Genomic DNA, 24,963 nt, shown 5'->3' on the forward strand with positions numbered 1-24,963 from the left:
GATGAAAAAGTTCTTCAGCCTGATCGCCACCCTGCTGGTGCTGGTCGCAGCCGTGGCCATTGGCCGCCAGCTGTGGCTGCACTACATGACCACCCCGTGGACCCGCGATGGCCGCGTGCGCGCCGACATCATCAATGTCGCCGCCGATGTGCCGGGCTACGTCACCGATGTGCCGGTGCGCGATAACCAGCGGGTCAAGAAGGGCGATGTGCTGATCCAGATCGACGCCGAGCATTACCAGGTTGCGGCCGACCAGGCCAAGGCGCTGGTGGCTTCACGCAAGGCCACCTGGGAGATGCGCAAGGTCAACGCCAAGCGCCGGGCCGATCTCGACAACCTGGTTATTTCCAAGGAAAACCGTGACGACGCCAGCAACATCGCCAACTCGGCCCAAGCCGATTACCAGCAGGCCCTTGCGCAGCTGGCCGCCGCCGAGCTGGACCTGAAACGCACGCGCATCCTCGCCACCGTCGACGGCTACGTGACCAACCTCAACGTCCACCGCGGCGACTATGCGCGCACCGGTGAGCCGGTGATGGCGGTGGTCGACGAGCACTCGTTCTGGGTCTACGGCTTTTTTGAAGAGACCAAGCTGCCGCACGTGCGCGTCGGTGATCAGGCCGAGCTGCAGATGATGAGCGGCGAACGCCTCAGCGGCCATGTCGAGAGCATCGCCCGCGGCATCTACGACCGCGACAACCCACAAAGCCGCGAGCTGATCGCCGATGTCAACCCGACCTTCAACTGGGTACGTCTGGCCCAGCGCGTGCCGGTGCGGATTCGTATCGATGCAGTGCCGGAGGGGTTTCTGCTGGCGGCCGGGACGACCTGTACGGTGGTGGTGAGGCCTGGTGGAAAGTAGCGAACGCGGTAGTGTCCATTACTGCTGGGGCGCTGCGCGGCCCTTTCGCGACACAAGGCCGCTACAAGTGACCGCGCACGATCGACTTACGCGGTCGCCGTAGGAGCGGCCTTGTGTCGCGAAAGGGGTGCGCAGCGCCGCCGGCGTACTCGAACCAAACGCAAGCTTCTAATCCGCCACCCCCACCAACACCGGTATCTCGACCCGATCCAGCACCTTGGCGCTGATCGACGGATCCAGCAGCCGCCCCAGCCGTGACATGTGGCGGTGGCCCATGACGATCAGTTCGCAGTCCAGCGCCTGGGCTTGAGCGACGATGGCATCTACTGGTTGGTCGGCGCGCAGGCTGCCTTCGGTTACAAAGCCGCCAGCGCGCAAGGTCTGTACTGCGGCGGCGATGGCGGCCTCTGCGTGTTGCTGCTCTTCGCAGGCAGCGGGGTATTCCTCGCGCTCAGCCTGGGTGAAGGGCGCGGGTTGCTCATGCACGGCGAAGGTCGAGTCGATCGCCAGCAGCACATGCAACTGGTGCAGATCGGGGCGGCAGAAGCGCTGCGCCAGGGCCAGCAGGGTGCTGGTGGCGGGGGATGCGTCGATGGCGATCAGTACAGAGCGGAGCATAGGGGGTCCTCGCGAGGCGATGTGGCCGGCAGGCCATTTTGAGCGGAGCTCCAGCTGTGGATAAATGGCCCCGCACGCACGGTGTCGTTGCGTCTGGCGCAATCGTGCGAGCTGTTAACATGCACATTCCCACAACAGTCACGGAAACCGGCCATGCAACTCCCGGACATGAACCTGCTGGTTGCCCTTGATGCCTTGCTTGATGAGGGCAGTGTGGTCGGTGCTGCGCAGCGGATGAACCTGAGCCCGGCGGCGATGAGCCGGACCCTGGGGCGGATTCGCGATGCGCTCGGTGACCCGATTCTGGTCCGCGCCGGTCGTGGCCTGGTGCCGACGCCACGGGCGCTCGCCCTGCGCGAGCAGGTCAGCGTGCTGGTGGAACAGGCCGGACAGGTCTTTCGCAGTGCCGATACGGTCGATCTGGCCAACCTCGACCGTGCTTTCAACATCCGCACCAATGACCTGTTCATTGCCCTGTACGGCGCGCAGTTGCTGCGCATGATGCACGAGCAGGCGCCGCGTACGGTGCTGCGCTTCATCCCGGAAAGCCCAGGCGGCGACGACGACAGTGTGCTGCGTGACGGGCGCACCGACCTGATCATCAGCTCGACTGTCGATCTGGGCCCGGAGATCAAGGTACAGAGCCTGTTTCAGACGTTCTATATCGGCTTGGCGCGGCAGGACCATCCGATCTTCGCCGAGCCGGTGACAGCGCAGAGCTTTGCCAGTTATCCACAGATCAGCGTATCGCGCCGGGGGCGCGCCAACGGGCCGATCGATGTCGAACTGGCCCACTGCAAGGTGCAGCGGCGGGTGGCCCTGATCACCCCGAGCTTCCACTCGGCGTTGTTTTCACTACCCGATTCGGACCTGATTCTGCCGATGCCGGCGAATATTCTCAGCAGTGTCAGCAAGCTCGGCCTGCCGCTGCGCTCGTTCGAGATCCCTCTGGCGCTGGAGCGGGTCAATGTCATGCAGGCCTGGCACCCGCGCTTTGATAGCGACCCAGCGCACCGTTGGCTGCGCCAGACCTTGAAGGCCTGTTGCGGGCTTGAACCTTGAACTCGAGACAAATGCGGATTGCGTCTGACGCAATTTAAAGCTGGCGATAAGTCAGTTTTCGTAAGCATTCGATCTTTTTAAAATGCCTCCAGTGCAAATTGTTGCTGGAGATTTCCTTGATATGACCTCGCTTTCCGCCACCCCTGCGGCTTCCGCCCCCGCTCAGGCCGCATTTGGCCTGCGCGTGGTGGTCGGGCTGTTCGGTGTGCTGCTGGCTGTGCTCTGCGCCGGGTTGAATGAGGCGGTCACCAAGATTTCCTTGAACGACATTCGCGGCGCGATGGGCATCGGTGCCGACGAGGGCGCCTGGTTGCTGGCGGTGTATGCGGCTGCGTCGGTGTCGGCGATGGCCTTTTCGCCGTGGCTGGCAGCGACCTTTTCCCTGCGTCGCTTCACCCTTTGCGCAATAGCCGTGTTTGCCATGCTGGGCCTGCTGCAACCCTATGCGCCGAACCTGCACAGCCTGATGCTGCTGCGGATCGTTCAGGGCCTGGCCGCAGGCGCATTGCCGCCGATGCTGATGAGCGTGGCGCTGCGCTTTCTGCCACCGGGGATCAAAGTCTATGGCCTGGCCTGCTATGCCCTGACCGCTACCTTCGGACCCAATCTCGGCACGCCTCTGGCGGGCCTGTGGACCGAATACGTTGGCTGGCAATGGGCGTTCTGGCAGATCATCCTGCCGTCGCTGCTGGCCATGGCTTGTGTGGCCTGGGGCCTGCCGCAGGACCCGCTGCGGCTGGAGCGCTTCAAGCAGTTCAACTGGCGCGGCGTGCTGCTGGGCTTGCCTGCACTCAGCTGCATCGTCCTCGGGTTGTCGCTGGGCGACCGCTGGGGCTGGCTGGACTCGCCGCTGATCTGTTGGCTGCTCGGCGGCGGCCTGCTGCTGTTGCTGCTGTTCATGTACAACGAGTGGTCCGAGCCGGTGCCGTTCTTTCAGTTGCGCATGCTCTCGCGGCGCAACCTGAGTTTTGCCCTGCTGACCCTCGCCGGGGTGCTGATTGTGTTGTCCGGGCTGGGCTCGATCCCTTCGGCGTACCTGGCGCAGATTCAGGGCTACCGGCCGGCGCAGAGCAGCCCGCTGATGCTGCTGGTGGCGATGCCGCAACTGGCCGCGCTGCCGCTGACTGCCGCGCTGTGCAACATCCGCGCAGTGGACTGCCGTTGGGTGCTGGCGCTGGGCCTGGGCATGCTGGCGCTGTCTTGTGTGGGCAGCAGCCAGTTGACCTCGCAGTGGATTCGCAACGATTTCTACGGCTTTTACCTGTTGCAGGTGTTCGGCCAACCGATGGCCGTGCTGCCGTTGCTGATGCTCTCCACCAACGGCATGTCGCCGCAGGAAGGGCCGTTCGCTTCGGCCTGGTTCAACACCGTCAAAGGCCTTGCGGCAGTGATCGCTGCGGGCCTGCTGGAAGCCGTCGGCACGCTGCGCCGGCACTTTCATTCCAATCACCTGGTGGACAGCCTGGGCAATGCACCGCTGCTTGATGACCGCACAGTCGGGCTGGCTCAGCGCGTGCACCAGCAGGCGCTGGTGCTGACCTCGGCCGACCTCTACCTGCTGCTGGCCTGTGTCGCCGTGGCCCTGATTTGCCTGATTCCTTTTGCGCCCACCCGGGTTTACCCACCCCGCGCGGTGGCCTGAACCCGACTGAATTCGAGAACACTGAACATGAGCAACAATCGCAAGACTATCGTCATCGGCTCGGTGCTGGCCGTGGCTGTGCTGGCTGCACTGGTTGGGCCGTGGCTGCTGAGCAGTGATCACCGGCAGCAGACCAACGATGCCTATGTCAGCGCGGACTACACCGTGGTGGCGCCAAAGGTTGCCGGGTTTATCCAGGAGGTGCTGGTCGAAGACAACCAGCAGGTCCAGGCTGGTCAGCTGCTGGCCACTATCGATGCCCGCGACTATGAGGCGGCGTTGGCCGCCGCGCAGGCACAGGTGCTGGTGGCCAAGGCGCAGAGCGCCGATGCGCGCGCCACCCTCGAACGCCAGGCTGCGCTGATCGCCCAGGCCGAGGCCGCGCTCAAGGCGGCTCAGGCGCAGGCGGCGTTTGCCGAACAGGAGGTCAAACGCTACGGCCGCCTGGCCGAGCAGGGCGCGGGCACCGTGCAGAACGCGCAACAAGCGCGCAGCCGGGTCGATCAGGCGCGGGCGCAACAAGCCAACAGCCAGGCCGCATTGGTAGCGACGCGCAAGCAGGTGGATATTCTCACGGCCCAGGTCGCCAGCGCCGATGGCCAGCTCAAGCGCGCTGAAGCCGGTGTCGACAAGGCCCAGTTGGACCTGTCGCACACCCGCATTACTGCGCCGGTAGCGGGCATGGTCGGCGAGCGCGCCCTGCGGGTTGGCGCCTATGTCACCCCTGGCGCCCGGCTACTGTCGGTGGTGCCGCTGGAGCAGGCCTACGTGGTCGGTAACTTCCAGGAAACCCAGCTGACCCATGTGCAACCGGGGCAGCCGGTCAGCATCAGCGTCGATACCTATTCCGACGTGACCCTCAAAGGCCATGTGCAGAGCATCGCCCCTGCCACCGGCGTGACCTTTGCCGCCGTCAAACCCGACAACGCCACCGGCAACTTCACCAAAGTTGTGCAGCGGATACCGGTGAAGATCGTTTTCGATGATGGCCAGCCGTTGCTGTCGCGCCTGCGCGTGGGCATGTCGGTGGTGGTCAGTATCGACACACAGGGCGATTCGCTCGACAGCCAGCAGGTGAGCACGCGATGAGTGCACTTGTCCGCTTCAGCCCGTTGCTGCTCGCTGTCGCATTGGCCGGTTGCAGCCAGGGCCCTGATTTTCAGCGCCCGCCCAGCCAGGCACCACAGCAATGGGCGCCGGTGCAAGGTGAGGCCGCCGCCAGCCAGCCCTTGGCCGAACCACTGCAAGTGCGTTGGTGGGAGAGTTTTCACGATGCCAGGCTGAGCGCGCTGATCCAGCGCGTCGCCGCCAACAACCTCGATCTGCAGATTGCCAGTGCGCGCCTGCTGCAAAGCCGCGCGCTGCGCAGCACGATTGCAGCTGACGAGACGCCTTCGTTAGGTCTGGATGCCGGCTACAGTCGCGCGCGCAACAGTGCCGAGGGTCTGAATGACCCGTCCGGCAATGCCGGCAAATCGGCCTACAACCTTTGGCAGGGCGACCTGGTTGCGGGCTGGGAGCTGGATCTATGGGGCCGGGTGCGCCGTCAGGTGGAAGCTGCCGATGCGAGCGTGGCGGTTGCCGAGGAGGACCGCCGCGGCGTGTTGCTGGCGCTGCTCGCAGAGACCGCCGGCGATTACATCCAGTTGCGTGCCGTGCAGCAAACGCTGGAGGTGACCGAAAACAATCTCAAGGTCGCTCGGCACAGCCTGCAACTGTCCCGCGACCGTCAGGCCGAGGGCGTCGCGACGCGCCTGGATGTCGCCCAGGCCAGCGCTCAGGTTGCCTCGATCGAAGCGCGTTTACCTACCTTGCAAGCGAGGCGTGACGACCTGATCAATGCCCTCAGCCTGCTCGCCGCCGAGCCGCCGCGCAGTTTGCAGGCCGAGCTGCTGGCGCCGGGCGAACTGCCGGTGCCGCAGCAGCGCTTTGCAGTTGGCTTGCCGTCGGAGTTGGCCGAGCGCCGCCCGGATATTCGCCAGGCCGAAGCGCGCCTGCATGCGGCAACTGCCAGCATCGGCGTGGCCAAGGCGGACTTCTATCCGCGTATTCGGCTGTCGGGCAACGTCGGTATGCAAGCCCTGCAATTGGCGGACTTTGGCGGCTGGGACTCACGACGGTTTGCTTTTGGCCCGCAACTGTCGCTGCCGATCTTTGAAGGTGGCCGGCTCAAGGGCACGCTGCAGTTGCGTGAAGCGCAGCAGCAGGAGGCCGCGCTGAACTACCGCAAGGTGGTGCTCGGCGCCTGGCACGAAATCGACGATGTGCTGCGCCTGTACAACGCCAGCCAGCTGCGTCGCGATCACCTGGCCGAGGCCGTGCGCGAAAACCGCATCGCCCTGGACACCGCTCAGCAGCAGTACGTGGAAGGCGCGGTGGACTTTCTCAACGTGCTCACGGTGCAGACGGCGCTGCTGGCCAGCGAAGAGCAGTGGATCGACAGTTCGGCGGCCGTCTCGCAGGCGATGGTCGGCTTGTACAAGGCGCTCGGTGGCGGCTGGCAAGCATTCGCCGAGGCGCCGCCGAAGGCTTAGCTGTCAGAGCGGTCGTAACAGGCCAAAGCGCTTGCGCAGGATGCTGTCGAGCAAACGTCGCGGCAGCAGCCACGCCAACAGTGGCAGCGCCCGGCTGCCGTTGCCCAGCCGCACCAGGGCCGGCACCGGTGACTTGCCCGCTGCCGCCAGCACGCCTTGGGCGAACTCGGCGGTTGGCGTTGGCTTGTCCTGCGAGGCGCGCGCTCGCGCGCGGATGTGCTCGCGCAGCGGCCACCACGGTGAATCCGCCGCTATCAGGTGTTCAGCCTGTTGCTGGGCATTGCTGGCAAATTGCGAAGCGATGGCGCCGGGCTGGACTTCCATCACGCGAATGCCAAACGGCGCCAGCTCCAGGCGCAGCGCGGTGTTCAGCGCGTGCACGGCCGCCTTGGACGCGCAATAAGTACCGGCGAATGGCGTCACCAGCACGCCAGAGACGCTACCGATGTTGATCACCAGGCCGCGATTACGCCGCAGCAGCGGGAACAGCGTGCGAGTTACCCCAACCAGCGCGAACACGTTGGTTTCGAATTGCTCGCGTAACCCATCGACACCGCCATCGAGCACAGGGCCCATGGCGCCGTAGCCGGCATTGTTGATGAGGATATCGAGGCCGCCATGGCTGGCTTGCAGCTCATCTGTGAGGCGTGTCAGCTCGGCGCTGTCATTGACGTCCAACTGTCGCGCGGTAAAGCCCGCTGCAGCCAGTTGGGCAACGGCTTCAGGCTTGCGCGCGGTGGCCCAGACCTCATGACCGGCATCACGAAAGGCATCGGCAAGGGCGCGGCCGATGCCGCTGGAGCAACCGGTGATCAGGACTGTGGGCATGGCGGGGCCTGTAGGCTGTGCAAGGTGCTCGATCATACCCCAGACAAATCAGCCTGCGGCTAGTTGGCAAACGAGCCTTGCAGGCGTTCGGCACGAAACTCCAGGGTTTGCGCGCGGTAGCCGGAGCGCAAGGGCGGCAGTGGCAGGCAGTCGTTCCACTCGGCGCCTGGCTGCAGGTCGCCGGGGCCGCGATAGCGCGGCGTGCTGTAGGTGTTTTCGGCGAGGTTGACCGTGTCGCCGGGGGCGTAGGCGCCGACCTGCCAGCGCAGTTCGGTGAGCGGCACGCTGTTGGCGTTTTTCATGCTCACGCGCAGGCTGCGGTCGGCTGGGCACAATTCAGGCGCGTATTGCAGGCGCAGGTCGAGGCGGGCCAGTTGGTTGGATTCGCGAGTGTCTTGCCAGGCAACCCAGAGGGCGATCAAACCGAGGCCGAGCACAGCAGCAAGGGAAATCGGCAGAGCCTTGGCCGGGTAGCGAATGAGCAGAACCAGCCAGGTCAGGATAAGCAGAGCGCCGATGATCATGGGGAGGGCAAGCCTTGGGTGTGCGGGTTGGCACATCCTAGCTGAAATAGTGGTGGGGATGAAAAGCGGTGTGACATGGACGACACGGTGGCGTGTAGGAGGGCCTTGCCGGGGCGCCGGACCGGTCGGAAAGGCCAGCGTAGCTGGCCCGGCAATGTCAGCGGCGAAGCTGAAAATGCGGGGCCGCTACGCAGCCCTTTCCGACCGGTCCGGGCCCCGGCAAGGCCGCTCCTACACGGACCGTGTATGGCTGGGAGGACTACTGGGCGATGGTTTTCACCGAAATGCCGCGCTCGATCGGCGTGGCGCTGCGGCCGTAGACGTCTTCGAAGCGTTCGATGTCGTCTTCACCCAGGTAGCTGCCGGACTGCACTTCGATGATTTCCAGCGGGATCTTGCCCGGGTTGCGCAAGCGGTGCACCGAGGCGATCGGGATGTAGGTCGATTGGTTTTCGGTGAGCAGGAACACGTTCTCGTCACAGGTCACTTCAGCCGTGCCCGACACCACGATCCAATGCTCGGCGCGGTGGTGGTGCATCTGCAGCGACAGGCTGGCGCCGGGCTTGACGGTGATGTGCTTGACCTGGAAGCGGCCGCCCATGTCCACCGAGTCATACGAGCCCCATGGGCGATACACCTCAAGATGGTTCTGGGTCTCGCTGCGGCCTTGCTTGTCGAGGGTGTTGACCATCTGCTTGACGCCCTGGACCTTGTCCTTGTGGGCAATCATCATGGCGTCCTTGGTCTCGACCACGACGATGTTCTCAAGACCGATCACCGAGACCAGCTTGCCGTTGCCGTGGATCATGCAGTTGTGGCTGTCCTGCACCACCACGTCGCCTTTGGTGACATTGCCGTTGGCGTCTTTCTCGTGCACATCCCACAGCGACGACCAGCAGCCGACGTCGCTCCAGCCTGCGGTCAGTGGCACCACGCAGGCGCGCTGGGTCTTTTCCATCACGGCGTAGTCGATCGAGTTGTCCGGGCAGCAGGCGAAGGTGGCTTCGTCGATGCTCAGGTAATCGCCGTCTTCTTCGCTGCGCTCGAGTGCCAGCAGGCAGGTGTCGTAGATATCCGGATCGTGTTTTTTCAGCTCTTCGAGGAAGCGGCTGGCGCGGAACAGGAACATGCCGCTGTTCCAGAAGTAGCCGCCGCTGCGGACGAACTCGGTGGCGCGTTTTTCGTCAGGCTTTTCGACAAACTGCGCAACCCGGGCGACGCCTTCCGGCAGCAGGGCATCCTGGCTGGAACGGATGTAGCCGTAGCCGGTTTCCGGTTTGGTTGCCGGCACGCCGAACAGCACCATCTCGCCACGCTCGGCCGCCACGGTGGCCAGGGCCAGGGCACGTTGCAGGGCCTTCTGGTCATCGATCACATGGTCAGCCGGCAGCACCAGCATAAGCTCGTCGCTGCCTTCATTGACCAGTTTCATCGCGGTGATGGCCACGGCCGGCGCGGTGTTGCGGCCAAACGGCTCCATCAGGATCGCCTGTGTCTGCAGGTTCAGTGCAGTCAGCTGCTCGTTGACGATGAACTTGTGGTCCTTGTTGCAGACCACGATCGGCGCTTGCATGCCTTCGAACACCAGGCGCTCGAGGGTTTGCTGGAACAGCGTGTGCTCACCGGTCAGGGCGAGGAACTGCTTGGGGAACTGTTTACGCGACAAAGGCCACAGACGCGAGCCGCTACCACCAGAAAGGATTACCGGAATCATGATGTTTCTCCAAAGGTTGATAGAGGCAGAAATCAGTTGGTCGAGACAGGACGGGTTACCCACACCGGGGCCAGGCTGCTGCCGGAGCCGGTGACGTACAGCACGGCGGCTTCACCGCGTTCCAGCGCGACAGGTTTGATGTCGCTGACTTTCTTGTCGCCTTGGTACAGGGCCAGGTTGACCTTGACCGGATTGATCTCGCGCTCGCCGCGCGCATGGGCGGCTACCGGCTTGACCACTTCGGTCTTGCCGTCGGCGGTTTTCAGGGTCAGCGCCTGGTCGGTGAGGTTCTGCACCCGCACCAATGCCTTTTGCTTGTTCTTGAACGGTGGCTCTTCGATCAGTTGCGGGCTGCCGCTGGCGTTGTTGACCAGGGTGTAATACTTGTCCGAGGCGAGCTTCACCGGCACCGACTTGCCACCGACCTGGGCGCTGTAGTCGCCGCCCGGGAGGAAGCTGAAGTCACTGCTGGACTGCGCGCCGACCTGCTTGATCTGGGTGTTGCCGACACTGGCGGCAGTCGGTGCGCTGCTGGCGTTGTACAGGCGCACGAAGCTTGAGCCTTTCGGTGCGCTTGGGCCGTACAGTGCGGCGTCGGCGCCGGCGAAGGCTTGCAGCGAGGCCAGCGACAGGCCCGCAGCGAGGGTGAAGACTTTGGCAAAAGATGGCTTGTTGGACATGTGCGTGTTCCTCTCTTTCAGTGTTCCGTCCGATTGGACGACAGGGCCAGGTTTTCTTCGGATTTACGGGTGTTCTTCAATTGCGCGATCCACTGCGGGTCGAACCCGCTGAGGTCGTTTTTCATCGGCAGGTAGCGTTCCGGGAATTCCCACACCACCACTTGCGGCGGGGCATCCCTGAAGGCGTCGCTTTGCAGGTACTTGAGCATCGGCAGCAACGGCCCATGGCCGTCTTCGGCGTAGTTGGCGACATCGCTGTGCAGCGCCTGCTGCAGCGCGCCGAGGAAATTCCAGTGCGGGTTGGCGCTGTAGCTGGTGCCAACCAGCGCCACCGGGATCTGGCTGTCGGCGAACAGCGCGTCACCGCTGTCGGCGTTGCCGGCAGCTGGGCGGGTAGTGCGTTTTTGCAGGTTGTCCGGCGCTGGCAGCAACTCGCTGAACAGCGGGTCGAGCGGCAGGAAGTTGGTCAGGTCGCCTTTGTACGGCGCACTGCTGCCAGCGTCGGTGACGTAGGCCTGCGGCTCGGCTTGCAACAGCTTCTGCCGGGAGACGGCTTCGGCCACGGTCTGCGCTGCTACCTCGGCGCCCAGCGGTGTCCAGTGCGTGTCGGTGCGCAGGAACACCTGGCCGCGGGCCTTGGCCTGCTCCATTGGTGCTTGCAGGTCAGGTGCAAATACGTTGGCCTGGCGCGCCTGGGCATGGAACTGGTTGAACAGGTCGCCATGCAGGCTGGCCGGCTGCTCTTCGCCGAGGTACTCGGAGTAGATTCGCGCCTTGGCCGGGATGATCGCCAGCACCAGCTGCACGCCCTGGCGTTGCAGGGTGTCGCGCACGCCGCGGATCAGCGCCAGGTTGTCCTGCATCAACTGGTCGGCACCGGCGGTGGGTTTGAACTCTTCGTCGCTGAACAGCCATTGCTCGCGGCCCAGCACCACGCCGGGGCGGCCTTCGTTGAACAGCTTGTAGTCCAGTGCGGCCCACAGGTTGGTGCTCAGGCGCTTGATCGGGAACTGCTCGTCGTAATGGGTCTCGGCGGCCTTGGCCAGCTTGCCGTTGAGCACCGTCATCTGCTCGGTGCGCTGGAAGCTTGAAGCGCCGCTCAGCGACCACACGCCAAGGCCGGTGAGCAGGCCAAGGAAGGTCAGCGAGTAGGTGATGCGAAGTGTCCGGGTCATGGTCGTCCGTGCCTCAGAACTGGAAGTAGAGGAATGGCGAATAGCTTTGCGCCGAGAGTTTCAGCACCGAGGCAACGAACAGCAGCAGCACCAGCACGCGGGCCATGACCCGGCTCCAGTCCAGGCCGATCGAGCCGTCGCTGTTGATCTGTACCGGGATTGCCTTGGGCGTTGGCTTGGCATTGCGGTAGAAGTCGCGCAGGCCGAAGAACGCAAGCGTTGCGTAGGCGATGAACATGGTTGCCACCTGCAGGCCGGTGAGGTTGGCGCGGTTGAGTTCCGACAGCTGCCATTCGCCGAAGCTGAACATGGCGGCGTACATGCGCCCGGCCACGTCGAGGTTCTCCGAGCGGAACATCACCCAGCCGGTCACCACCAGCAGGAAGGTGAACGCCCACTTGATCGGGTTGAAGCGCTGCGGGTTGGTGTCCAGGCCCAGCGCACGTTCGATCGCAAGCCAGATGCCGTGCCAGGCGCCCCAGAGGATGTAGGTGATGTTGGCGCCGTGCCACAGGCCGCCGAGCAACATGGTCAGGAACAGGTTGCGGTAGGTGTTGAAGGTGCCTTTGCGGTTGCCGCCCAGGGTGATGTACAGGTAGTCGCGCAGCCAGGTCGACAGGCTGATGTGCCAGCGCCGCCAGAACTCGGTGATCGACTGGCTGATGTACGGCTGCTTGAAGTTCTCCATGAAGCGAAAGCCCATCATCAAACCGAGGCCGATGGCCATGTCGCTGTAGCCGGAGAAGTCGAAGTACAGCTGCGCGGTGTAGGCCAGGGCGCCGAGCCAGGCGTCACCGGTGGTGGGGTTTTCCAGGGCGAAGCAATGGTCGGCAACCACCGCCAGGGTGTCGGCGATGAACACCTTCTTGATGAAGCCCTGCATGAAGCGGGTGCAGCCTTCGGAGAACTTGTCGAGGGTGTGAGTGCGGTTGTTGAACTGGTCGACCAGGTCCTTGAAGCGCAGTACGGGGCCGGCGATCAAGTGCGGGAAGATCGCCACGAACGCTGCAAAGTCGATCAGGTTGCGGGTGGCCGGGGTATCACCGCGGTACACGTCGATGATGTAGCTGATCGACTCGAAGATGTAGAACGAGATTCCGATTGGCAGCAGCACGTGAGTGATGATGAACGGCTCGAAACCGAACGAGGTGATGATTGCGTTGAGGCTGTCGACGCCGAAGTTGGCGTACTTGAAGTAGCCGAGAATGGCCAGGTCGACACCTACGCCGAGCAGCAGCCAGCGCTGTGCGGGTTTGGTGCGCACGCCTGCGGCGCCGACTTTGAGGCCGATCCAGTAGTTCCACAGGGTGACGCCGGCGAATAGGGCCAGGAAGTCGACCCGCCACCAGGCGTAGAAGATGTAGCTGGCGACCAGCAGCAGCAGGTTGCGATAGCGTTGCCCGCTCAAGTAGTACAAGCCGAGGAAGATCGGCAGGAACAGGAACAGGAACACATTTGACGAGAAGACCATCCTCGTTCTCCTGATGGATGTACGTAGCTGGGGCAGCAGCCCCCCAAACCCCCCATTAAAAATGGGGGGGATTCATGATCTGGCGAGGGCGTTGCCCTCGTTTCGCGACTGTAGGAGCGGCCTTGCCGGGGCGCCGGACCGGTCGCGATGGGCCGCGCAGCGGCCCCAATCCAGCCGCCGCTATTTCTTCTCGGCTGCCGCCGGGTCATACACCCGGGTCATGTTGCCGCCCAGGCGGAAACTGTCGAACGGCTGCATGCCGTGCTTGCGCGACAGCGTGTCGCCAACGCACTGGTACAGCGCGCACCACGGCTCGAGCCAGGCGTACTTGCTGTCGACCTTGAGGTCTTTCATGTCCTGTTTGACGCCGGTACGGGCAACGAACTGACGCGGATCACGGGCACCGGCCAGCACCCCTTCGCCGAGACGCTGCAGGGCAAAGTTGTTCTCGCTGCGCAAGTCGACCCCGTTGACCTTGGCGAAGCTGGCGATCATCGCCAGCGGCGGCAGAGCGTAGTTGTGGTAGGCCAGCGCGCGCTGGCGGCGCTTGAGCTCGTTAGGCAAAAAACCCTGCTCGTCGATCTGGTTGGCGCCGACGCGGTATTCCTTCACGGCCCAGTCGAACAGGTCACGGCGGTCGGTGGCGACGGCAGTAGCCATCACCGACCAGGCGGCCCAGTAGCTGTGGTTGTTGATCTTCTCCAGCGGCAGGTCGCTCCAGTCCCTGACGGTCTGTTCGGCCAGGCGGGCGAACCATTTTTCGATGGCTTCGGCTTCGGCCTTGTGCGCCGCCAGCGGCTGCGAATTGGAGAACTTCAAGCGCAGCCAGGAGCCGCTCATGCTGCCCAGTGCCCATTTGCGCATGGACTTGCCGGTGTGGTTGTAGTCGGTCGAGAGCAAGGCATCGGCCTGCGCCCACTGGCTCAGCCAGCCAAGCGCGCAATCGAGCTGCGCCGGGCGGCCGTCACGCATGTACTGGCCGACCATCTTGCTGACGCCACGCTCGAGGGTGGTGATGTCTTTGGTCGAGTCGCGAAAGGCTTTTTCCGAGCGCAGGTTGAGCGTCGAGCGGGCCTTGTCCGAGCCTTCGTACTTGCTGCGAAACTGCAAGGCGCCGGTGTAAGGCTTGGGCGCCTGTTCACAGCGGAACTTGCCGTCGGTGGTTTTCATCTGCTCGATGCCGGCGTAGTAACCCTGTGGGGGTACCAGCTCGGCCTGCGCAGCGCCGGCAAACAGGGCCAGGGCGAGCAGGGCAGGGGCGAAGGTCGTGCGGGGCTTGATCATGTGCACCTCACTGGCCAGCCTGCGCTGTGTGCGCAGAGCTGGCGAAGTTGTTGCGTTTGCAGAGCTTGGCTTCGACTTTCTGGGTGCCTTGTTCCGGGCCTTGCAGCTCCAGCGCGAGCAGGTTCTGGCTGGCCCAGTCTTCGTCTTCACGCAGTTGGAAGACAAAGCGCCCGTCGGTGTCGGAGGTCTCTGGTTTTTCGATCTTGATGTCCTCGTGGCGCCCGTTCAGATACCACAGGGTCGCTTGCAGGACCTTGACCGAAGTGTCTTCGAACTTGATGTCCATCTGCAGGTTGCGGTTGACCAGGTCCTTGATCACGCCGCCCTTGCCGTTGACCATGACTTCGTTGGTGCCGGGCTTGAGCGTGGTGCTGGCGCTCATCTGTGCAGGGCGGTCATCGCAGCCGTTGTCGAGCAGGCCGAGGATCTGCCGCCAGATGGTTTCCTGGTCGAGGCGATACAGCGGCGAGAATTCCCAGATGAGGATCTTCGGCGGGTGGGTCTTGAACTCTTCGCTACCCAGGTACTGGATCATCGCACCTTCCAGGCCACCGCCCGGGAAGGCGACGTTGAGCACATCGGCGCCGATGTATTGCTGCAAAAAGCCCGAGAAGTTGTAGTTCTTGCCGCTGTGGCTGGTGCCGACCAGGGTGATCTCGGCATTGCCGCTGTCGCCGAACAGGTCGTCGTCGCCGGCGGCGCCTTTCGGCTCGGTGGCGAACTGGTCCATGTACTGCACGGCGTAGCTGCTGCCGCAGAGCTGGCCGGCGACGTTGTGCAGGGTGCCGGTCTTGCCCATGCGCCCGGACTTGTGGGTTTCGAATTCCTTGCGCGGGATGTCGGCGAAGGCCGGCATCTGCTGCACGCTCTTGGCGATGATCTTCGCCGCTCGTTCAGCGCCATACGGCGTCCAGTGCTGGTCGCCACGGAAGTAGAAGTCCTTGCCCTGATCGGCTGCCGCCAACTGCTCGTTGGTCAGTGGCGACAGGTCAGGCACGGTGTAGCCCATCTTGGCAAAGCGCTTGAGCATGGCCTGGTAGTTGCCCAGCGCCTTCTGGTAATCGAACGCGGCCTTGTCGGCCGGATTGAGCATGTTGCGGTTCACCAGGCCACGGGTCGGCTGATAGACCATCACCAGCTCGATGCCGCGTTTCTTGAAGGCATCGTGTACCTGCTGCAGGCGCTGGTAGCCGGCAGCGCTGGTGCTGAACTCGGTGCGCAGGTCTTCGCGGGTACGGAACAACCAGTCGCCCTGCGCCTGCACCAGGGTGGTGAAGTTCTGCTGGTAGCGGGTGGTGTAGCGGCTGGCGTCGTGCGCTGCCGGGCACAGCTGGCAGCATGGCTCGGCGGTGAAGCTCGGCGCCTGGACCTGTTCGGCGCGCACGCCCTGGCTGATCGCCAGCAGGGCGGCAGTCAGGCCGAGCAGTTTCATCAAAGGTGCAGTGGTCATGGTCAGCATTCCTTAATCGATCATTTCGGTCTGGCGTTCGACCGGGTCGATCAACACAGCCTTCTGCTGGCGCACCAGCAGGTCGAGGATTTCGTCCTGGCGCTCGCCGAGCACGCCATTGAGGCTGATGCCGCTGGCTTTGCGCGGGGCGAGCATGGCCACCTTGTACAGCTCGACCGACAGCGGCGAGTCGATCGACAAGGGGCCGGAGCCATTGGCGGTCAACTCGCCGCCGACCACGATCAGCGAGACCTTGGTGTCGAACGGGTCGAGGGCGATGTCGCGGTCGGTGTCGGACAGGTCCTTGATGTGCCCGTAAACACCGACCAGGCCGTTGGCCATGGCGATGTTTTCGTACAGGCGAATGTTGACGCTGTTGCGCACGCGGATGCCGTGGCGACGGTTGTTGATGACCTTGTTGCCCCAGATCAGGTTGTCACCGCTTTCGTACACGGTGATGCCGTCGGTGTGGTTGCGGTAGATCTCGTTGTAGGCAATCAGGTTGTTGACGCTGTTACGGTCGATCACCACCCCGGAGAGCTTGTTGTCGTAGCTCTTGTTGTTGAAGATCCAACTGTCGTTGACCTCACGCGAAACGATGATGCCGTGCTTTTTCTTGGTGCCATGCACGGTGTTGCCGGCGATGATTAGGCGGTGCGAACGGTCGTGCGGGTCGATGCCGTAGACGATGTTGTCGCGGTAGGTGCTGTCCTTGACCACGAAGTCGCTGGTCTCGTAGCAGTAGAAGCCGTACCACATGTCACTGAATTCGGAACCGATGATCCAGCCGGTCGGTTCGGCGCGGCCCATCTTTTTCGCCATGTTCGGCGTGTACTGCGAGATGCTCACGCCGTACGACTTGGACTGGGAGTAGCCAAAGCTGGCCATCTTGCTGTTGACGATGTAGGTCTCGGTGCCGCCCCACGACAGCAGGAACGGACGGAACTCCTTGGGCGAGCGGAAGCTGGCCGGGCCGTTGTCTGTCTCGCGCCAGCCGGTGACCTGGGTGTCGCTGACGAACAGCTTGCCGTCGTTGACCAGAAACGCGCCGCGCTCCTGCGACAGACGCAGCTCTTTGACCTTGCCGTTGATTTCCAGCACGCCCTTCTGTCCGACCACGATCGGCAAGCGTGCCAGATACACGCCCGGCGACACTTCGCTCAGGTACTGCTTGGGCACTTGCTTGCTCAGTTCGGTCAGGTCGACATGGCCGTCGTCGACAAAGATCGCCTGGGGGATACCCTGCTGGCGCTGGACCCACTCGGCGGCCTTGTTGTCGCCGCCGATGAATTCCTTGAGCGATTCTTCCTGAAGCATGCGGCGCACGCTGACCTTGCCCTTGCGGCTGCGGTCGATCTTGGCTTGCACCGCTTGCGCGGTGTAACCAGTCAGATCAGGCAGCTTCGGCGGCTCCATGTGCAGCGGCTCGACTGGCGCGCTGGTCACGGTGTAGGTCTTGGCCTGCTGCAGGCCTTTGGCCGTGCCTGGCTCGGCGGCCTGAGCCACGCCTGCGGCCAGCAGCAGGGCGCTGGCGAGCAGGCTGTAGCGAAGCTTGGGTTGCAGGTTCATATCCAGTCCTCGGCGCACGTCAGAAACGCCAGATCACGTCGACAAAGGCGCGGTGCATGTACGAGTCGGCCTCTTTGCCGTAGGCATCGCCAGGCTTGAATACGCCAGCACGCAGGCGTACCAGCGCCGACGGTTCGTCGATCGACTGGCTCAGCGATGCTGGCAGCAGGCCTTGCTTGAAGTACTTGGTGACGACCACGTCCATCTCCTGGCCCAGGTCCTTCTCGCCGTTGACCAGTGGGCGGTTGACGCCTTCGTCATCGACCACCGCATTGATGCCGCTGGAGCCGATGTTCTGCTGGCCGTTGACGCGCCAGAACTTGTGGTAGATCACGCTGGCGTCGTAGTCGTCGCGCAGTTGCCAGGAGGCGAACAGGGTGGCTGCCTGCAGGTTGCCCAGCTCACCGCGGAAGGCTTCGCCGAAGCGGTGCACCCGCGAGCGCGTGCCGGTGAAGCTGGAGCGATTGCTCTCAAGGCCGGTCTGCTCGTAGTTGTTCGAACCCTTGCTGCCGCCGCCACCGCTGCCACGGGCATAGGCCGCGCCGACTTGCCATTGCGGGTCGAGGCGCAGGCGGATACCGAGGTCGGTAGCCCAGGCATTGACGTCGCCGCTCTGCTTGCCGGTGGCGATTTGCTCGTTGCCGACCAGCTCGCTGTTGAGCTTTTCGCGGTCACCGGTCAGCCAGGTCAGGCTGCCCCAGTAGTTGACGGTGTGCTGGTTGCGCCAGTTGTAGGCATCGCTGTTGGCTTCCACGCCCAGCCAGGTCAGGTCGCCGGTGCGGCGCTTGTCCAGGCCATCAAGGCTCTCGCCAGTGTTTTTCAGGCTGCCGCTGTCATGGGTGTGGTGCGCGCGCAGGCCAACCCAGTGACCGGGGGTCCACTGCGTGGCAACGTCGCCGTAGAAGTGGGTGCGGTCCTTGTCTTCCGGAGCCAGCTCGGTGAGGTCGGTGCGGTATTCGCTGAAACGCTGGGCCATGCCCAGGTTGGCCCGCAGCAAGGTGGTGTCGAAGGTCCAGTTGAGCGCCTCGATGTTGCTGTCGCGCCACATGCCGTCGTCGTTGCGCAGGCGTTGGCGGCCGAACCGCAGTTGCTCGCCGGGGTAGGCGGTGAAGCCGCTGTAGCCGACCCAGAACTCGCGCATGGCCAGGTAGCTTTTATCGGCTTTGCGCCCGTCGGCAGCGGTGTCGACGGTGCTGCCATCGTCGGACTGGCGCAGGGTGTCGGTTTCGATGGTGTCGGTGGCCGCGACCGCTTGGCCCATGGCAAAGGCGCTCCAGTTGCCACGCTCGCCGTAGACCCAAGGGCGCAGGTCCAGACCCAGGCCTTGCACATCACCGCCGGAGCGGGTGCCGAGGTCGCGGTCGTCTTCCGACTGGCCGGTGATTTTCACGTCGAGGCCGAAGTTCTTCTCGGCGGTGATATCGGCCAAGGTCGGGCACGACCAGAGCAGGGCGAAGCTCAGGCCGATCCCGGCCTTCACGAAGGGGTTGAGCGTCATAGGGAGGAATCCTCGGCGTCTTCATCGTCTTGCAGGGCTTCGATGGCCATCATGCTGTTGCCGGCTTTGGCCATGCTGCCGCGCGCCTGCTGCTCTTGCGCAAGCAGGCGCTGGGCCTGGCTGCGCTGCTCAGGCGTCAGTTGCTGATCGAGTTGCTGCAGCAGTTCGGTCGACTGCTGCGACGGGTTGGCCTGCGCCAGGCTGGCGAATACCCAGGCATTGCCAGGGTTCTGGCGGATGCCGTGGCCTTCGCTGTACAGCTGAGCCAGCGCATAGTCGGCGCTGAGCTGACCGCCGCGAGCGGCGTTGAGCAGGTGATCGACCGCCTTTTGCGGCTCGACCTGGCCGAGGTAACCACGGCGGTACAACTGGCCGAGGTAGTAATGGGCGCTGATTTCGCCGGCAGCAGCCGCGGCTTGCAGATGAGTTTCGGCTTTGGCCGCATCGGCTGGCAGAGTCTTGCCTTCGTAGTACAGGCGGCCCAGCAGCAGCTCGGCACGCGGCTGTTCGGCGGCGCGGCCTTTGTCGATGTAAGCCAGCAACTGGTCGGTGTCGCCCAGCTCGGGGAAGTCATACAGCAACTGCGCCAGGCTGACCCAGGAGGCCGGGTTGGCCGGGGCAACCTGCTCGAGCAGGTCCTTGGCGGTTTTCTCGTCGGTCTGGCCCAGGCTGCGATCAGCCAGTACCCGCGCCACGCTGTCGACCCGGCTGGCCGGTACGCTGCCGCGGGCATAGGCCGACTTGAGCTGCTCAAGCAGGGCAGTGCGTTGCTCGGCCTGGTTGCGTTTCTGGTAGACGGTGGCCAGCTCGACATAGCAGATGTCGGTGCTGTTCAGGGCGGTCTTGCAGATGCGCTCGACGTCATCCAGGTGCTGATCGTAGCTGCCCTGGGTGCGGTAGAGGAGGATCTGCGCCAGGCCCGCTTCCGGGTTGCCGGCAGCGCGCCATTGTTCGATCTGTTGCTGCGCGTTGACCTTGGGGAAGCTCTGCGGGTATTGCAGATACAGCATCGCCAGCGGGATCAGGGTGTTGCTTTCGCCCTGGGCGGCGGCCCGCTTGAGCAGGCTTTCGGCCTCTTCGCGCTCGGCCTGGGTGCTGTCCGGTTTGGCTACCAGCAGGCGGCCAAGGCGGGCCTGGGCCCGCGACGAGGTGCTGGCGGCGGCGCGGTAGGTGGCTTCGGCCTGCTGCAGCTGCGCAGGGTCGCGCGAGGCCACCTGAATATCGGCCAGGCCGACCTGCGCATCGCTGTAGCCGAGATCAGCCAAAGCCTTGTAGTTGCGCTCGGCAGTGGCGGTGTCGCCACGCTTGAGCGCTTCGTTGGCCAGGCGCTGATCGGGCAGGCCGGCGCAGCCACTCAGGGCAATGGCGATCGCCAGTGAGCACCAGGTGGCTGGGCGCGCGCTGGGCGACGCCATGGGTAGGTTGAACAGGCTCATGGTCAGATCCTCTTACAGCCCACGGGCCGCAGCTTTGCTGATCAGCCAATCCAGCGAAGGGCCGCGATCGCTGTTGACCGCTGCCGGGCGACCGGCCAGTTCGGCGGGCAAGGCACCGTCGGGTTTGATCTGCACGCGGATGTCGGAGGCCAGGTCTTCGCTGTTGAGGCTTGCGCTGCTGACGATCTGGCCAGTGCGCACTTCGTCTTCACCGGCGATCTGGAAGTTAACCTTGGTGCCCGGCTTGACCTCGTCGAACTGGCGGTAGCTGAAGCGCGCCTCGATCATCGGGTTGGTGGTGCGCGGTACCAGGTGGAAGATCGGCTGGCCCTTGCTGGCGTACTGGTCGTCATCCACCAGCTGCTCGGCGACGACGCAGTCACACGGGCTGGTGAGGGTGCCGGCGAGTTGCTTGCCGAATAGTTCCTCGACCTTGGCCGGCTCCAGCTGCGAGTCGTCCAGGTGGCCTTTGAGCATGTCCAGCATGCTGGTGCTGAAGCTTGCCAGTGGCGCGCCCTTGACCACTTGCCCGCCGCTTTCGACCAGGCTCTTGACGGTGCCGTCGCGGGGCATGGTCACGGTGGTGGTCGGCACGGCGACCACACCGGCTTCGGCGTGGCTGACGAAGTACATGCCATACAGCGACTTGGCGACAAAACCAAAGGCGGCGATACCGACCACGAACACGCCCAGGGTCACGGTCACGGCGCGCAGGCGGGCAACCGCGCTCAGGCCCGAGCCGCCGTCCTTCTGTTTGCGCGCCTTGGTGAAGTTGTCGCGTTGCAGGGTACTGAGCACGTCACCGGCAGTGATCAACTCGCCCGACAGGTGCGAGGTGATGATGTGGCGCAGGGTGGCGATGTCGCGTGGCTCGAGGTTCTGGAACTCCGCACCGGTACGGCCGGTGGCGGCGTCGCTGGTGCGCACCAAAAACTCGATGTCCATCGACAGGCCGAGGTTATCAACCACGAACTGCAGGCGACCGCGGATCACTTGGCCGATCGGCAGTGCGCGCTTGGCCTGGAAGGACAGGCCGCCAGCAGACAGGTCATCGACCTTGGCCTCTTGCGGCTCACGGTTGCCGTCCACAAAACGCAGCTTGGCGGGGATACGCACCCGGGCGTGTTGGCGCTGGGCTTCGGACTCATGCACGACATTGACGTTGACGGCGTTATTCATGGCGATTTCAAGTTCCTGTTAGTTCTGATCCGGAGGGGCTCACACGACCATGAACAGCACAGCAACGAAGATGCTGGCCGCCGAGAAGGTCATGGTCCGCGAGGACCAGGTGTTGAACCATTGTTGAAAGCTGGCAAGGTCACGCTTGAGGGCAGTTGGCTGACGCGTCCAGGACTGCTTATCGAGGCGGAAGAACACGTAGATCTTCATCATCGCGCCGACGATCTGGTTGTAATAAAGGATCACGGGATAGGCCGGGCCGACCTTGTGCCCCGAGCACAGCAGCATGATCGTCAGAATCAGCCGGGTGATGCCGATCCACAGCAGATACACCAGCAGGTATGCCATACCGAATTTCAGGCTGGCGATCACCGCCACAGTCAGCCCGAGCAGGCTGGTCCACATCGACACACGCTGGTCGAACAGCACCAGGCTGGTGAACGGGCCGAGGCGTTTCAGGCCTAGGCCAAGGGCGCGCGAGTTCTGCCGCAGGTTGTTGCCGTACCAGCGGTACATCAGTTTGCGGCTGGCCTTGAGGAAGCTCTTTTCCGGCGGGTGCTCGACCGTGTTGATCGCCGCGTCCGGTACGTAGAAGGTGTCGTAGCCAAGGCGCATCAGGCTGAACCAGCTCGACTTGTCGTCACCGGTAAGGAACTTGAAGCGGCCCAGGCGCCAGTGCATCAGCGAGTCGCTTTCGACGTCGGCGATGAACTCGGGGTTGGTCACCACGCTAGCGCGGAACATCGACATGCGCCCGGTCATGGTCAGCACGCGCTTGGACAGGGCCATCGAGCACATGTTGATGTGGCGCTGGGCGAAGCGCAGCTTGTGCCACTCGCTCATGATGTAGCCGCCGCGCACTTCGCAGAATTCGTTGGTGGTCAGGCCACCGACATTGGGGTACAGCTTGAACCAGGGTACGGTCTTGCGCACGATGCCGTCGCCGAGCACGGTGTCGCCGTCGATCACGGCCACTACGGCATGCTGGTCGGGCATCATCCGCGAGATGGCACGAAAGCCGAAGGCCAGGCCATCACGCTTGCCGGTACCGGCAATACGCACGAAATCGAGGGTGACGTGCTCTGGTGGGTTGTATTTGGCCCACAGGCTTTTCACCAACAGCTCATCGCACTTTTCCACCAACGAGCAGACCACGGTGGTCGGGTAGCCGCAGTTGATCGCTTCGCGAATCACCGAGCTATACACCTGCGCGGTGGTCAGCGCATCGATGCGAAAGCTGGTGACCATCAGGTACACATGCGACGGCGCGGCGTCGTCGCCCAGCTTGCGTACCTTGTTGCGCAGGTACGGATAGACGCCATACAGGAAGATCATGCCGCGGATGAAATGGGTGGCGCCCATCGAGTAACGCCAGATGCCGACCGCACCGACCAGGAAGATGAAATGCTTCGACTCGGAATCGAAGATGTCGCTGGGCAGGGCCAGGGCGATCAACATGAGCAAGCTCATGTAGAGCAGCCATCCGGCGCACTGCATCAGTACTGTCTGGAACCTATGCATGTTCGGCATCCGTCACGAAATTCAGTAAAGAGCGGGGCCTTGCGGCCCCGCGTCAGGCTGGCTTACCAGCAGATGCCTTCGGTGCGGCTGGTGCTGCAGGTGGGCTTGCTCATGAAGCCAACCAGGTCGATCACTTGCTTGCCGGCCGGCGCTTGCTGGGCAAGGGCGCGGAACTGCTCGTCACGGTTGCCGAGAATGATGATTTCGGCGTCGTTGATGACTTGCTCGAAGTTGGCGTTGAGCAGCGACGAGACGTGGGGGATCTTCGACTCGATGTACTCTTTGTTGGCGCCGTGGACACGGGCGTACTCAACGTTCTGGTCGTAGATGTTGAGCTGGTAGCCTTTGCCAATCAGGCGCTCGGCCAGTTCCACCAGCGGGCTCTCGCGCAGGTCGTCGGTGCCGGCCTTGAAGCTCAGGCCGAGCAGGGCGATCTTGCGTTTGTCGTGGCTCTCGATGATGTCGAAGGCGTTCTGCACCTGCGATTCGTTGCTGCGCATCAGCGAGTCGAGCAGCGGGGCACGTACGTCGAGGCTGGCAGCGCGGTAGGTGAGGGCGCGCACGTCCTTGGGCAGGCACGAGCCGCCGAAGGCGAAGCCTGGGCGCATGTAGTACTGCGACAGGTTGAGCACGGTGTCCTGGCAGACCACGTCCATTACTTCGCGGCCATCGACGCCGACCGCCTTGGCGATGTTGCCGATCTCGTTGGCGAAGGTGACCTTGGTTGCGTGCCACACGTTGCAGGTGTACTTGATCATTTCGGCAACGGCGATGTCCTTGCGGATCACCGGCGCATCGAGCTCTTCGTACAGCGCTTGCAGGACGTCGCCGCTGGCGGTGTCGAACTCACCGATGACAGTCATCGGTGGCTGGTCGTAGTCCTTGATCGCGGTGCTTTCACGCAGGAATTCAGGGTTGACCGCGACACCGAAGTCGACGCCGGCCTTTTTCCCCGAGCAGTCTTCCAGGATCGGGATGACCACGTTCTTGACGGTGCCCGGCAGCACGGTGCTGCGCACCACGATGGTGTGGCGGCTGGCTTTGTCACGCAGCACGTAACCGATTTCGCGGCAAACCGATTCGATGTACTCAAGGCCCAGGTCGCCGTTTTTCTTGCTTGGCGTACCCACGCAGATCATCGACACGTCGCTGGCGCGGATGGCCTCGGCGAAGTCGGTGGTGCCACGCAGCCGGCCATTGGCGATGCCCTGCTGCAGCAGTTGCTCAAGGCCCGGCTCGACGATTGGCGACTTGCCCTTGTTGATCAGGTCGATCTTGGTCTGCGACACATCCACACCAATCACTTCATGGCCCCGTGCCGACAGGCAGCCTGCACACACTGCACCCACATAACCCAAACCAAAAATGCTGATACGCATCGCTTTCACCTCAAGTGTTTATCACGCCGACTCTTCCACGGAAGTGCCGGCCGGTTTGATTAACCAGCATTAATTCGGGCGCACTTTGCCGAGGCGAGTGCACACTTCACCGAACGCAGGCATGAATAAATCCGGAGTGCACAACGGTGTGCACTCTAAGTAGGCAGTCAAAGACCGATCATTAAAAAACGTGCCCTGAAATGCAGCCGTCTTTACTGCAGCGCGCTACGTGGCGAACTGCTGTGCTTGTTCTTTCAAGTGGATAAATCCTTTGAAATCAACCACTAGGACGTTTAAAAGGGCTTGCATCTCCTTCAGCTGGCAGCGCGCTTGGTGGTTGCCGTGGCGTCTGCCTAAGTTCTTCGGCCGGGTAGTAGGTACCTGCCGCTTGTCATCTGTAAGTCATCTCTCACCTGCAGCGATGAAGATTCGTTACGGGTCCTATGAGGGGCACCTTGGGGGCAAAGTTCCTGAACCGAAACTGACGAAATGAAAGATTTCTAAATATTTATCTAAGTGCGCATAGTTGCATGGTGA

General features: G+C 63.4%; 20 protein-coding genes. 5 read left to right on the top strand and 15 right to left on the bottom strand.

Translation table 11 applies throughout. The features are described from left to right. Position 1 precedes the first annotated feature (1 nt). A complete protein-coding gene (locus tag FW789_RS17935; protein WP_446431818.1) occupies positions 2–862 on the top strand; it encodes an efflux RND transporter periplasmic adaptor subunit in 861 nt (286 codons plus the stop codon). A 168-nt stretch (positions 863–1,030) separates the two neighbouring features. On the opposite strand, the gene FW789_RS17940 is transcribed toward FW789_RS17935, so the two are convergent. Then, on the bottom strand, positions 1,031–1,480 hold the full coding sequence (locus FW789_RS17940; protein ID WP_411562610.1) for a universal stress protein: 450 nt from the start codon (positions 1,478–1,480) through the stop codon (positions 1,031–1,033). 153 nt (positions 1,481–1,633) lie between these two features. Here FW789_RS17940 and FW789_RS17945 point away from each other — a divergent pair, with 153 nt between their 5' ends. The 4 genes from FW789_RS17945 to FW789_RS17960 all read left to right on the top strand — a co-directional run bounded on the left by FW789_RS17945 (position 1,634) and on the right by FW789_RS17960 (position 6,718). Then, positions 1,634–2,542 (top strand): LysR family transcriptional regulator, encoded by a 909-nt coding sequence (locus tag FW789_RS17945; RefSeq protein WP_103438520.1) that lies wholly within the window; start codon positions 1,634–1,636, stop codon positions 2,540–2,542. Positions 2,543–2,663: 121 nt separating this feature from the next. Next, complete coding sequence (locus FW789_RS17950; protein ID WP_411562611.1) at positions 2,664–4,184, top strand: MFS transporter; 1,521 nt, start codon at positions 2,664–2,666, stop codon at positions 4,182–4,184. A gap of 27 nt (positions 4,185–4,211) precedes the next feature. After that, on the top strand, positions 4,212–5,273 hold the full coding sequence (locus FW789_RS17955; protein ID WP_186701059.1) for an HlyD family secretion protein: 1,062 nt from the start codon (positions 4,212–4,214) through the stop codon (positions 5,271–5,273). Continuing rightward, positions 5,270–6,718 carry an efflux transporter outer membrane subunit gene (locus FW789_RS17960; protein WP_446431819.1) on the top strand — a complete coding sequence of 483 codons (1,449 nt, stop codon included), beginning with the start codon at positions 5,270–5,272 and terminating at the stop codon, positions 6,716–6,718. The genes FW789_RS17955 and FW789_RS17960 overlap by 4 nt, the downstream gene beginning before the upstream one ends. A gap of 3 nt (positions 6,719–6,721) precedes the next feature. On the opposite strand, the gene FW789_RS17965 is transcribed toward FW789_RS17960, so the two are convergent. From FW789_RS17965 to FW789_RS18030, 14 genes are all read right to left on the bottom strand, one after another. Then, on the bottom strand, positions 6,722–7,546 hold the full coding sequence (locus FW789_RS17965) for an SDR family oxidoreductase (protein WP_103438516.1): 825 nt from the start codon (positions 7,544–7,546) through the stop codon (positions 6,722–6,724). Positions 7,547–7,605: 59 nt separating this feature from the next. Beyond that, positions 7,606–8,070: a multidrug transporter gene (locus FW789_RS17970; protein ID WP_101322052.1), complete on the bottom strand. Its 465-nt coding sequence runs from the start codon at positions 8,068–8,070 to the stop codon at positions 7,606–7,608. A 259-nt stretch (positions 8,071–8,329) separates the two neighbouring features. After that, the gene (locus tag FW789_RS17975) at positions 8,330–9,784 is read right to left on the bottom strand and encodes a mannose-1-phosphate guanylyltransferase/mannose-6-phosphate isomerase (RefSeq protein WP_103438515.1); all 1,455 of its coding nucleotides are present in this window, start codon (positions 9,782–9,784) and stop codon (positions 8,330–8,332) included. 32 nt (positions 9,785–9,816) lie between these two features. Then, positions 9,817–10,464 carry an alginate O-acetyltransferase AlgF gene (locus FW789_RS17980; RefSeq protein ID WP_446431820.1) on the bottom strand — a complete coding sequence of 216 codons (648 nt, stop codon included), beginning with the start codon at positions 10,462–10,464 and terminating at the stop codon, positions 9,817–9,819. Positions 10,465–10,481: 17 nt separating this feature from the next. After that, positions 10,482–11,639: an alginate O-acetyltransferase gene (locus tag FW789_RS17985; RefSeq protein WP_103438513.1), complete on the bottom strand. Its 1,158-nt coding sequence runs from the start codon at positions 11,637–11,639 to the stop codon at positions 10,482–10,484. A 13-nt stretch (positions 11,640–11,652) separates the two neighbouring features. Next, a complete protein-coding gene (locus tag FW789_RS17990; RefSeq protein WP_103438512.1) occupies positions 11,653–13,110 on the bottom strand; it encodes an MBOAT family O-acyltransferase in 1,458 nt (485 codons plus the stop codon). Between the two features lie 180 nt (positions 13,111–13,290). Beyond that, positions 13,291–14,394: a mannuronate-specific alginate lyase gene (locus FW789_RS17995; protein WP_411562614.1), complete on the bottom strand. Its 1,104-nt coding sequence runs from the start codon at positions 14,392–14,394 to the stop codon at positions 13,291–13,293. A gap of 7 nt (positions 14,395–14,401) precedes the next feature. Then, the gene (locus FW789_RS18000) at positions 14,402–15,844 is read right to left on the bottom strand and encodes an alginate O-acetyltransferase (RefSeq protein ID WP_186701064.1); all 1,443 of its coding nucleotides are present in this window, start codon (positions 15,842–15,844) and stop codon (positions 14,402–14,404) included. Positions 15,845–15,856: 12 nt separating this feature from the next. Beyond that, positions 15,857–17,413, bottom strand: a complete 1,557-nt coding sequence (algG, locus tag FW789_RS18005) for a mannuronan 5-epimerase AlgG (RefSeq protein ID WP_207073189.1) — start codon at positions 17,411–17,413, stop codon at positions 15,857–15,859. 19 nt (positions 17,414–17,432) lie between these two features. Then, positions 17,433–18,911, bottom strand: coding sequence for an alginate export family protein (locus FW789_RS18010; RefSeq protein ID WP_446431821.1), 1,479 nt, complete (start codon positions 18,909–18,911; stop codon positions 17,433–17,435). Beyond that, positions 18,908–20,326 (bottom strand): alginate biosynthesis TPR repeat lipoprotein AlgK, encoded by a 1,419-nt coding sequence (algK, locus tag FW789_RS18015; protein WP_446431854.1) that lies wholly within the window; start codon positions 20,324–20,326, stop codon positions 18,908–18,910. Before algK ends, FW789_RS18010 begins: the two co-directional genes overlap by 4 nt. Before the next feature lie 33 nt (positions 20,327–20,359). Next, complete coding sequence (locus FW789_RS18020) at positions 20,360–21,526, bottom strand: PilZ domain-containing protein (RefSeq protein WP_207073190.1); 1,167 nt, start codon at positions 21,524–21,526, stop codon at positions 20,360–20,362. A gap of 39 nt (positions 21,527–21,565) precedes the next feature. After that, complete coding sequence (locus FW789_RS18025; RefSeq protein WP_101322043.1) at positions 21,566–23,056, bottom strand: glycosyltransferase family 2 protein; 1,491 nt, start codon at positions 23,054–23,056, stop codon at positions 21,566–21,568. 53 nt (positions 23,057–23,109) lie between these two features. Further along, on the bottom strand, positions 23,110–24,426 hold the full coding sequence (locus FW789_RS18030) for a nucleotide sugar dehydrogenase (protein WP_101322042.1): 1,317 nt from the start codon (positions 24,424–24,426) through the stop codon (positions 23,110–23,112). Between the last annotated feature and the right edge of the window lie 537 nt (positions 24,427–24,963).

It is taken from the genome of Pseudomonas sp. 1121_17, assembly GCF_052850745.1.

What these genes read in the sequence shown, in the direction of transcription:
- FW789_RS18010 (WP_446431821.1), bottom strand. Translation starts at nt 18,911, where the DNA reads ATGACGCTCAACCCCTTCGTGAAGGCCGGGATCGGCCTGAGCTTCGCC.
- FW789_RS17975 (WP_103438515.1), bottom strand. Translation starts at nt 9,784, where the DNA reads ATGATTCCGGTAATCCTTTCTGGTGGTAGCGGCTCGCGTCTGTGGCCT.
- FW789_RS17965 (WP_103438516.1), bottom strand. Translation starts at nt 7,546, where the DNA reads ATGCCCACAGTCCTGATCACCGGTTGCTCCAGCGGCATCGGCCGCGCC.
- FW789_RS17960 (WP_446431819.1), top strand. Translation starts at nt 5,270, where the DNA reads ATGAGTGCACTTGTCCGCTTCAGCCCGTTGCTGCTCGCTGTCGCATTG.
- FW789_RS17980 (WP_446431820.1), bottom strand. Translation starts at nt 10,464, where the DNA reads ATGTCCAACAAGCCATCTTTTGCCAAAGTCTTCACCCTCGCTGCGGGC.
- FW789_RS18020 (WP_207073190.1), bottom strand. Translation starts at nt 21,526, where the DNA reads ATGAATAACGCCGTCAACGTCAATGTCGTGCATGAGTCCGAAGCCCAG.
- FW789_RS18025 (WP_101322043.1), bottom strand. Translation starts at nt 23,056, where the DNA reads ATGCCGAACATGCATAGGTTCCAGACAGTACTGATGCAGTGCGCCGGA.
- FW789_RS17970 (WP_101322052.1), bottom strand. Translation starts at nt 8,070, where the DNA reads ATGATCATCGGCGCTCTGCTTATCCTGACCTGGCTGGTTCTGCTCATT.
- FW789_RS17995 (WP_411562614.1), bottom strand. Translation starts at nt 14,394, where the DNA reads ATGATCAAGCCCCGCACGACCTTCGCCCCTGCCCTGCTCGCCCTGGCC.
- algK (WP_446431854.1), bottom strand. Translation starts at nt 20,326, where the DNA reads ATGGCGTCGCCCAGCGCGCGCCCAGCCACCTGGTGCTCACTGGCGATC.
- FW789_RS17935 (WP_446431818.1), top strand. Translation starts at nt 2, where the DNA reads ATGAAAAAGTTCTTCAGCCTGATCGCCACCCTGCTGGTGCTGGTCGCA.
- FW789_RS17945 (WP_103438520.1), top strand. Translation starts at nt 1,634, where the DNA reads ATGCAACTCCCGGACATGAACCTGCTGGTTGCCCTTGATGCCTTGCTT.
- FW789_RS17940 (WP_411562610.1), bottom strand. Translation starts at nt 1,480, where the DNA reads ATGCTCCGCTCTGTACTGATCGCCATCGACGCATCCCCCGCCACCAGC.
- algG (WP_207073189.1), bottom strand. Translation starts at nt 17,413, where the DNA reads ATGAACCTGCAACCCAAGCTTCGCTACAGCCTGCTCGCCAGCGCCCTG.
- FW789_RS17990 (WP_103438512.1), bottom strand. Translation starts at nt 13,110, where the DNA reads ATGGTCTTCTCGTCAAATGTGTTCCTGTTCCTGTTCCTGCCGATCTTC.
- FW789_RS18000 (WP_186701064.1), bottom strand. Translation starts at nt 15,844, where the DNA reads ATGACCACTGCACCTTTGATGAAACTGCTCGGCCTGACTGCCGCCCTG.
- FW789_RS18030 (WP_101322042.1), bottom strand. Translation starts at nt 24,426, where the DNA reads ATGCGTATCAGCATTTTTGGTTTGGGTTATGTGGGTGCAGTGTGTGCA.
- FW789_RS17955 (WP_186701059.1), top strand. Translation starts at nt 4,212, where the DNA reads ATGAGCAACAATCGCAAGACTATCGTCATCGGCTCGGTGCTGGCCGTG.
- FW789_RS17950 (WP_411562611.1), top strand. Translation starts at nt 2,664, where the DNA reads ATGACCTCGCTTTCCGCCACCCCTGCGGCTTCCGCCCCCGCTCAGGCC.
- FW789_RS17985 (WP_103438513.1), bottom strand. Translation starts at nt 11,639, where the DNA reads ATGACCCGGACACTTCGCATCACCTACTCGCTGACCTTCCTTGGCCTG.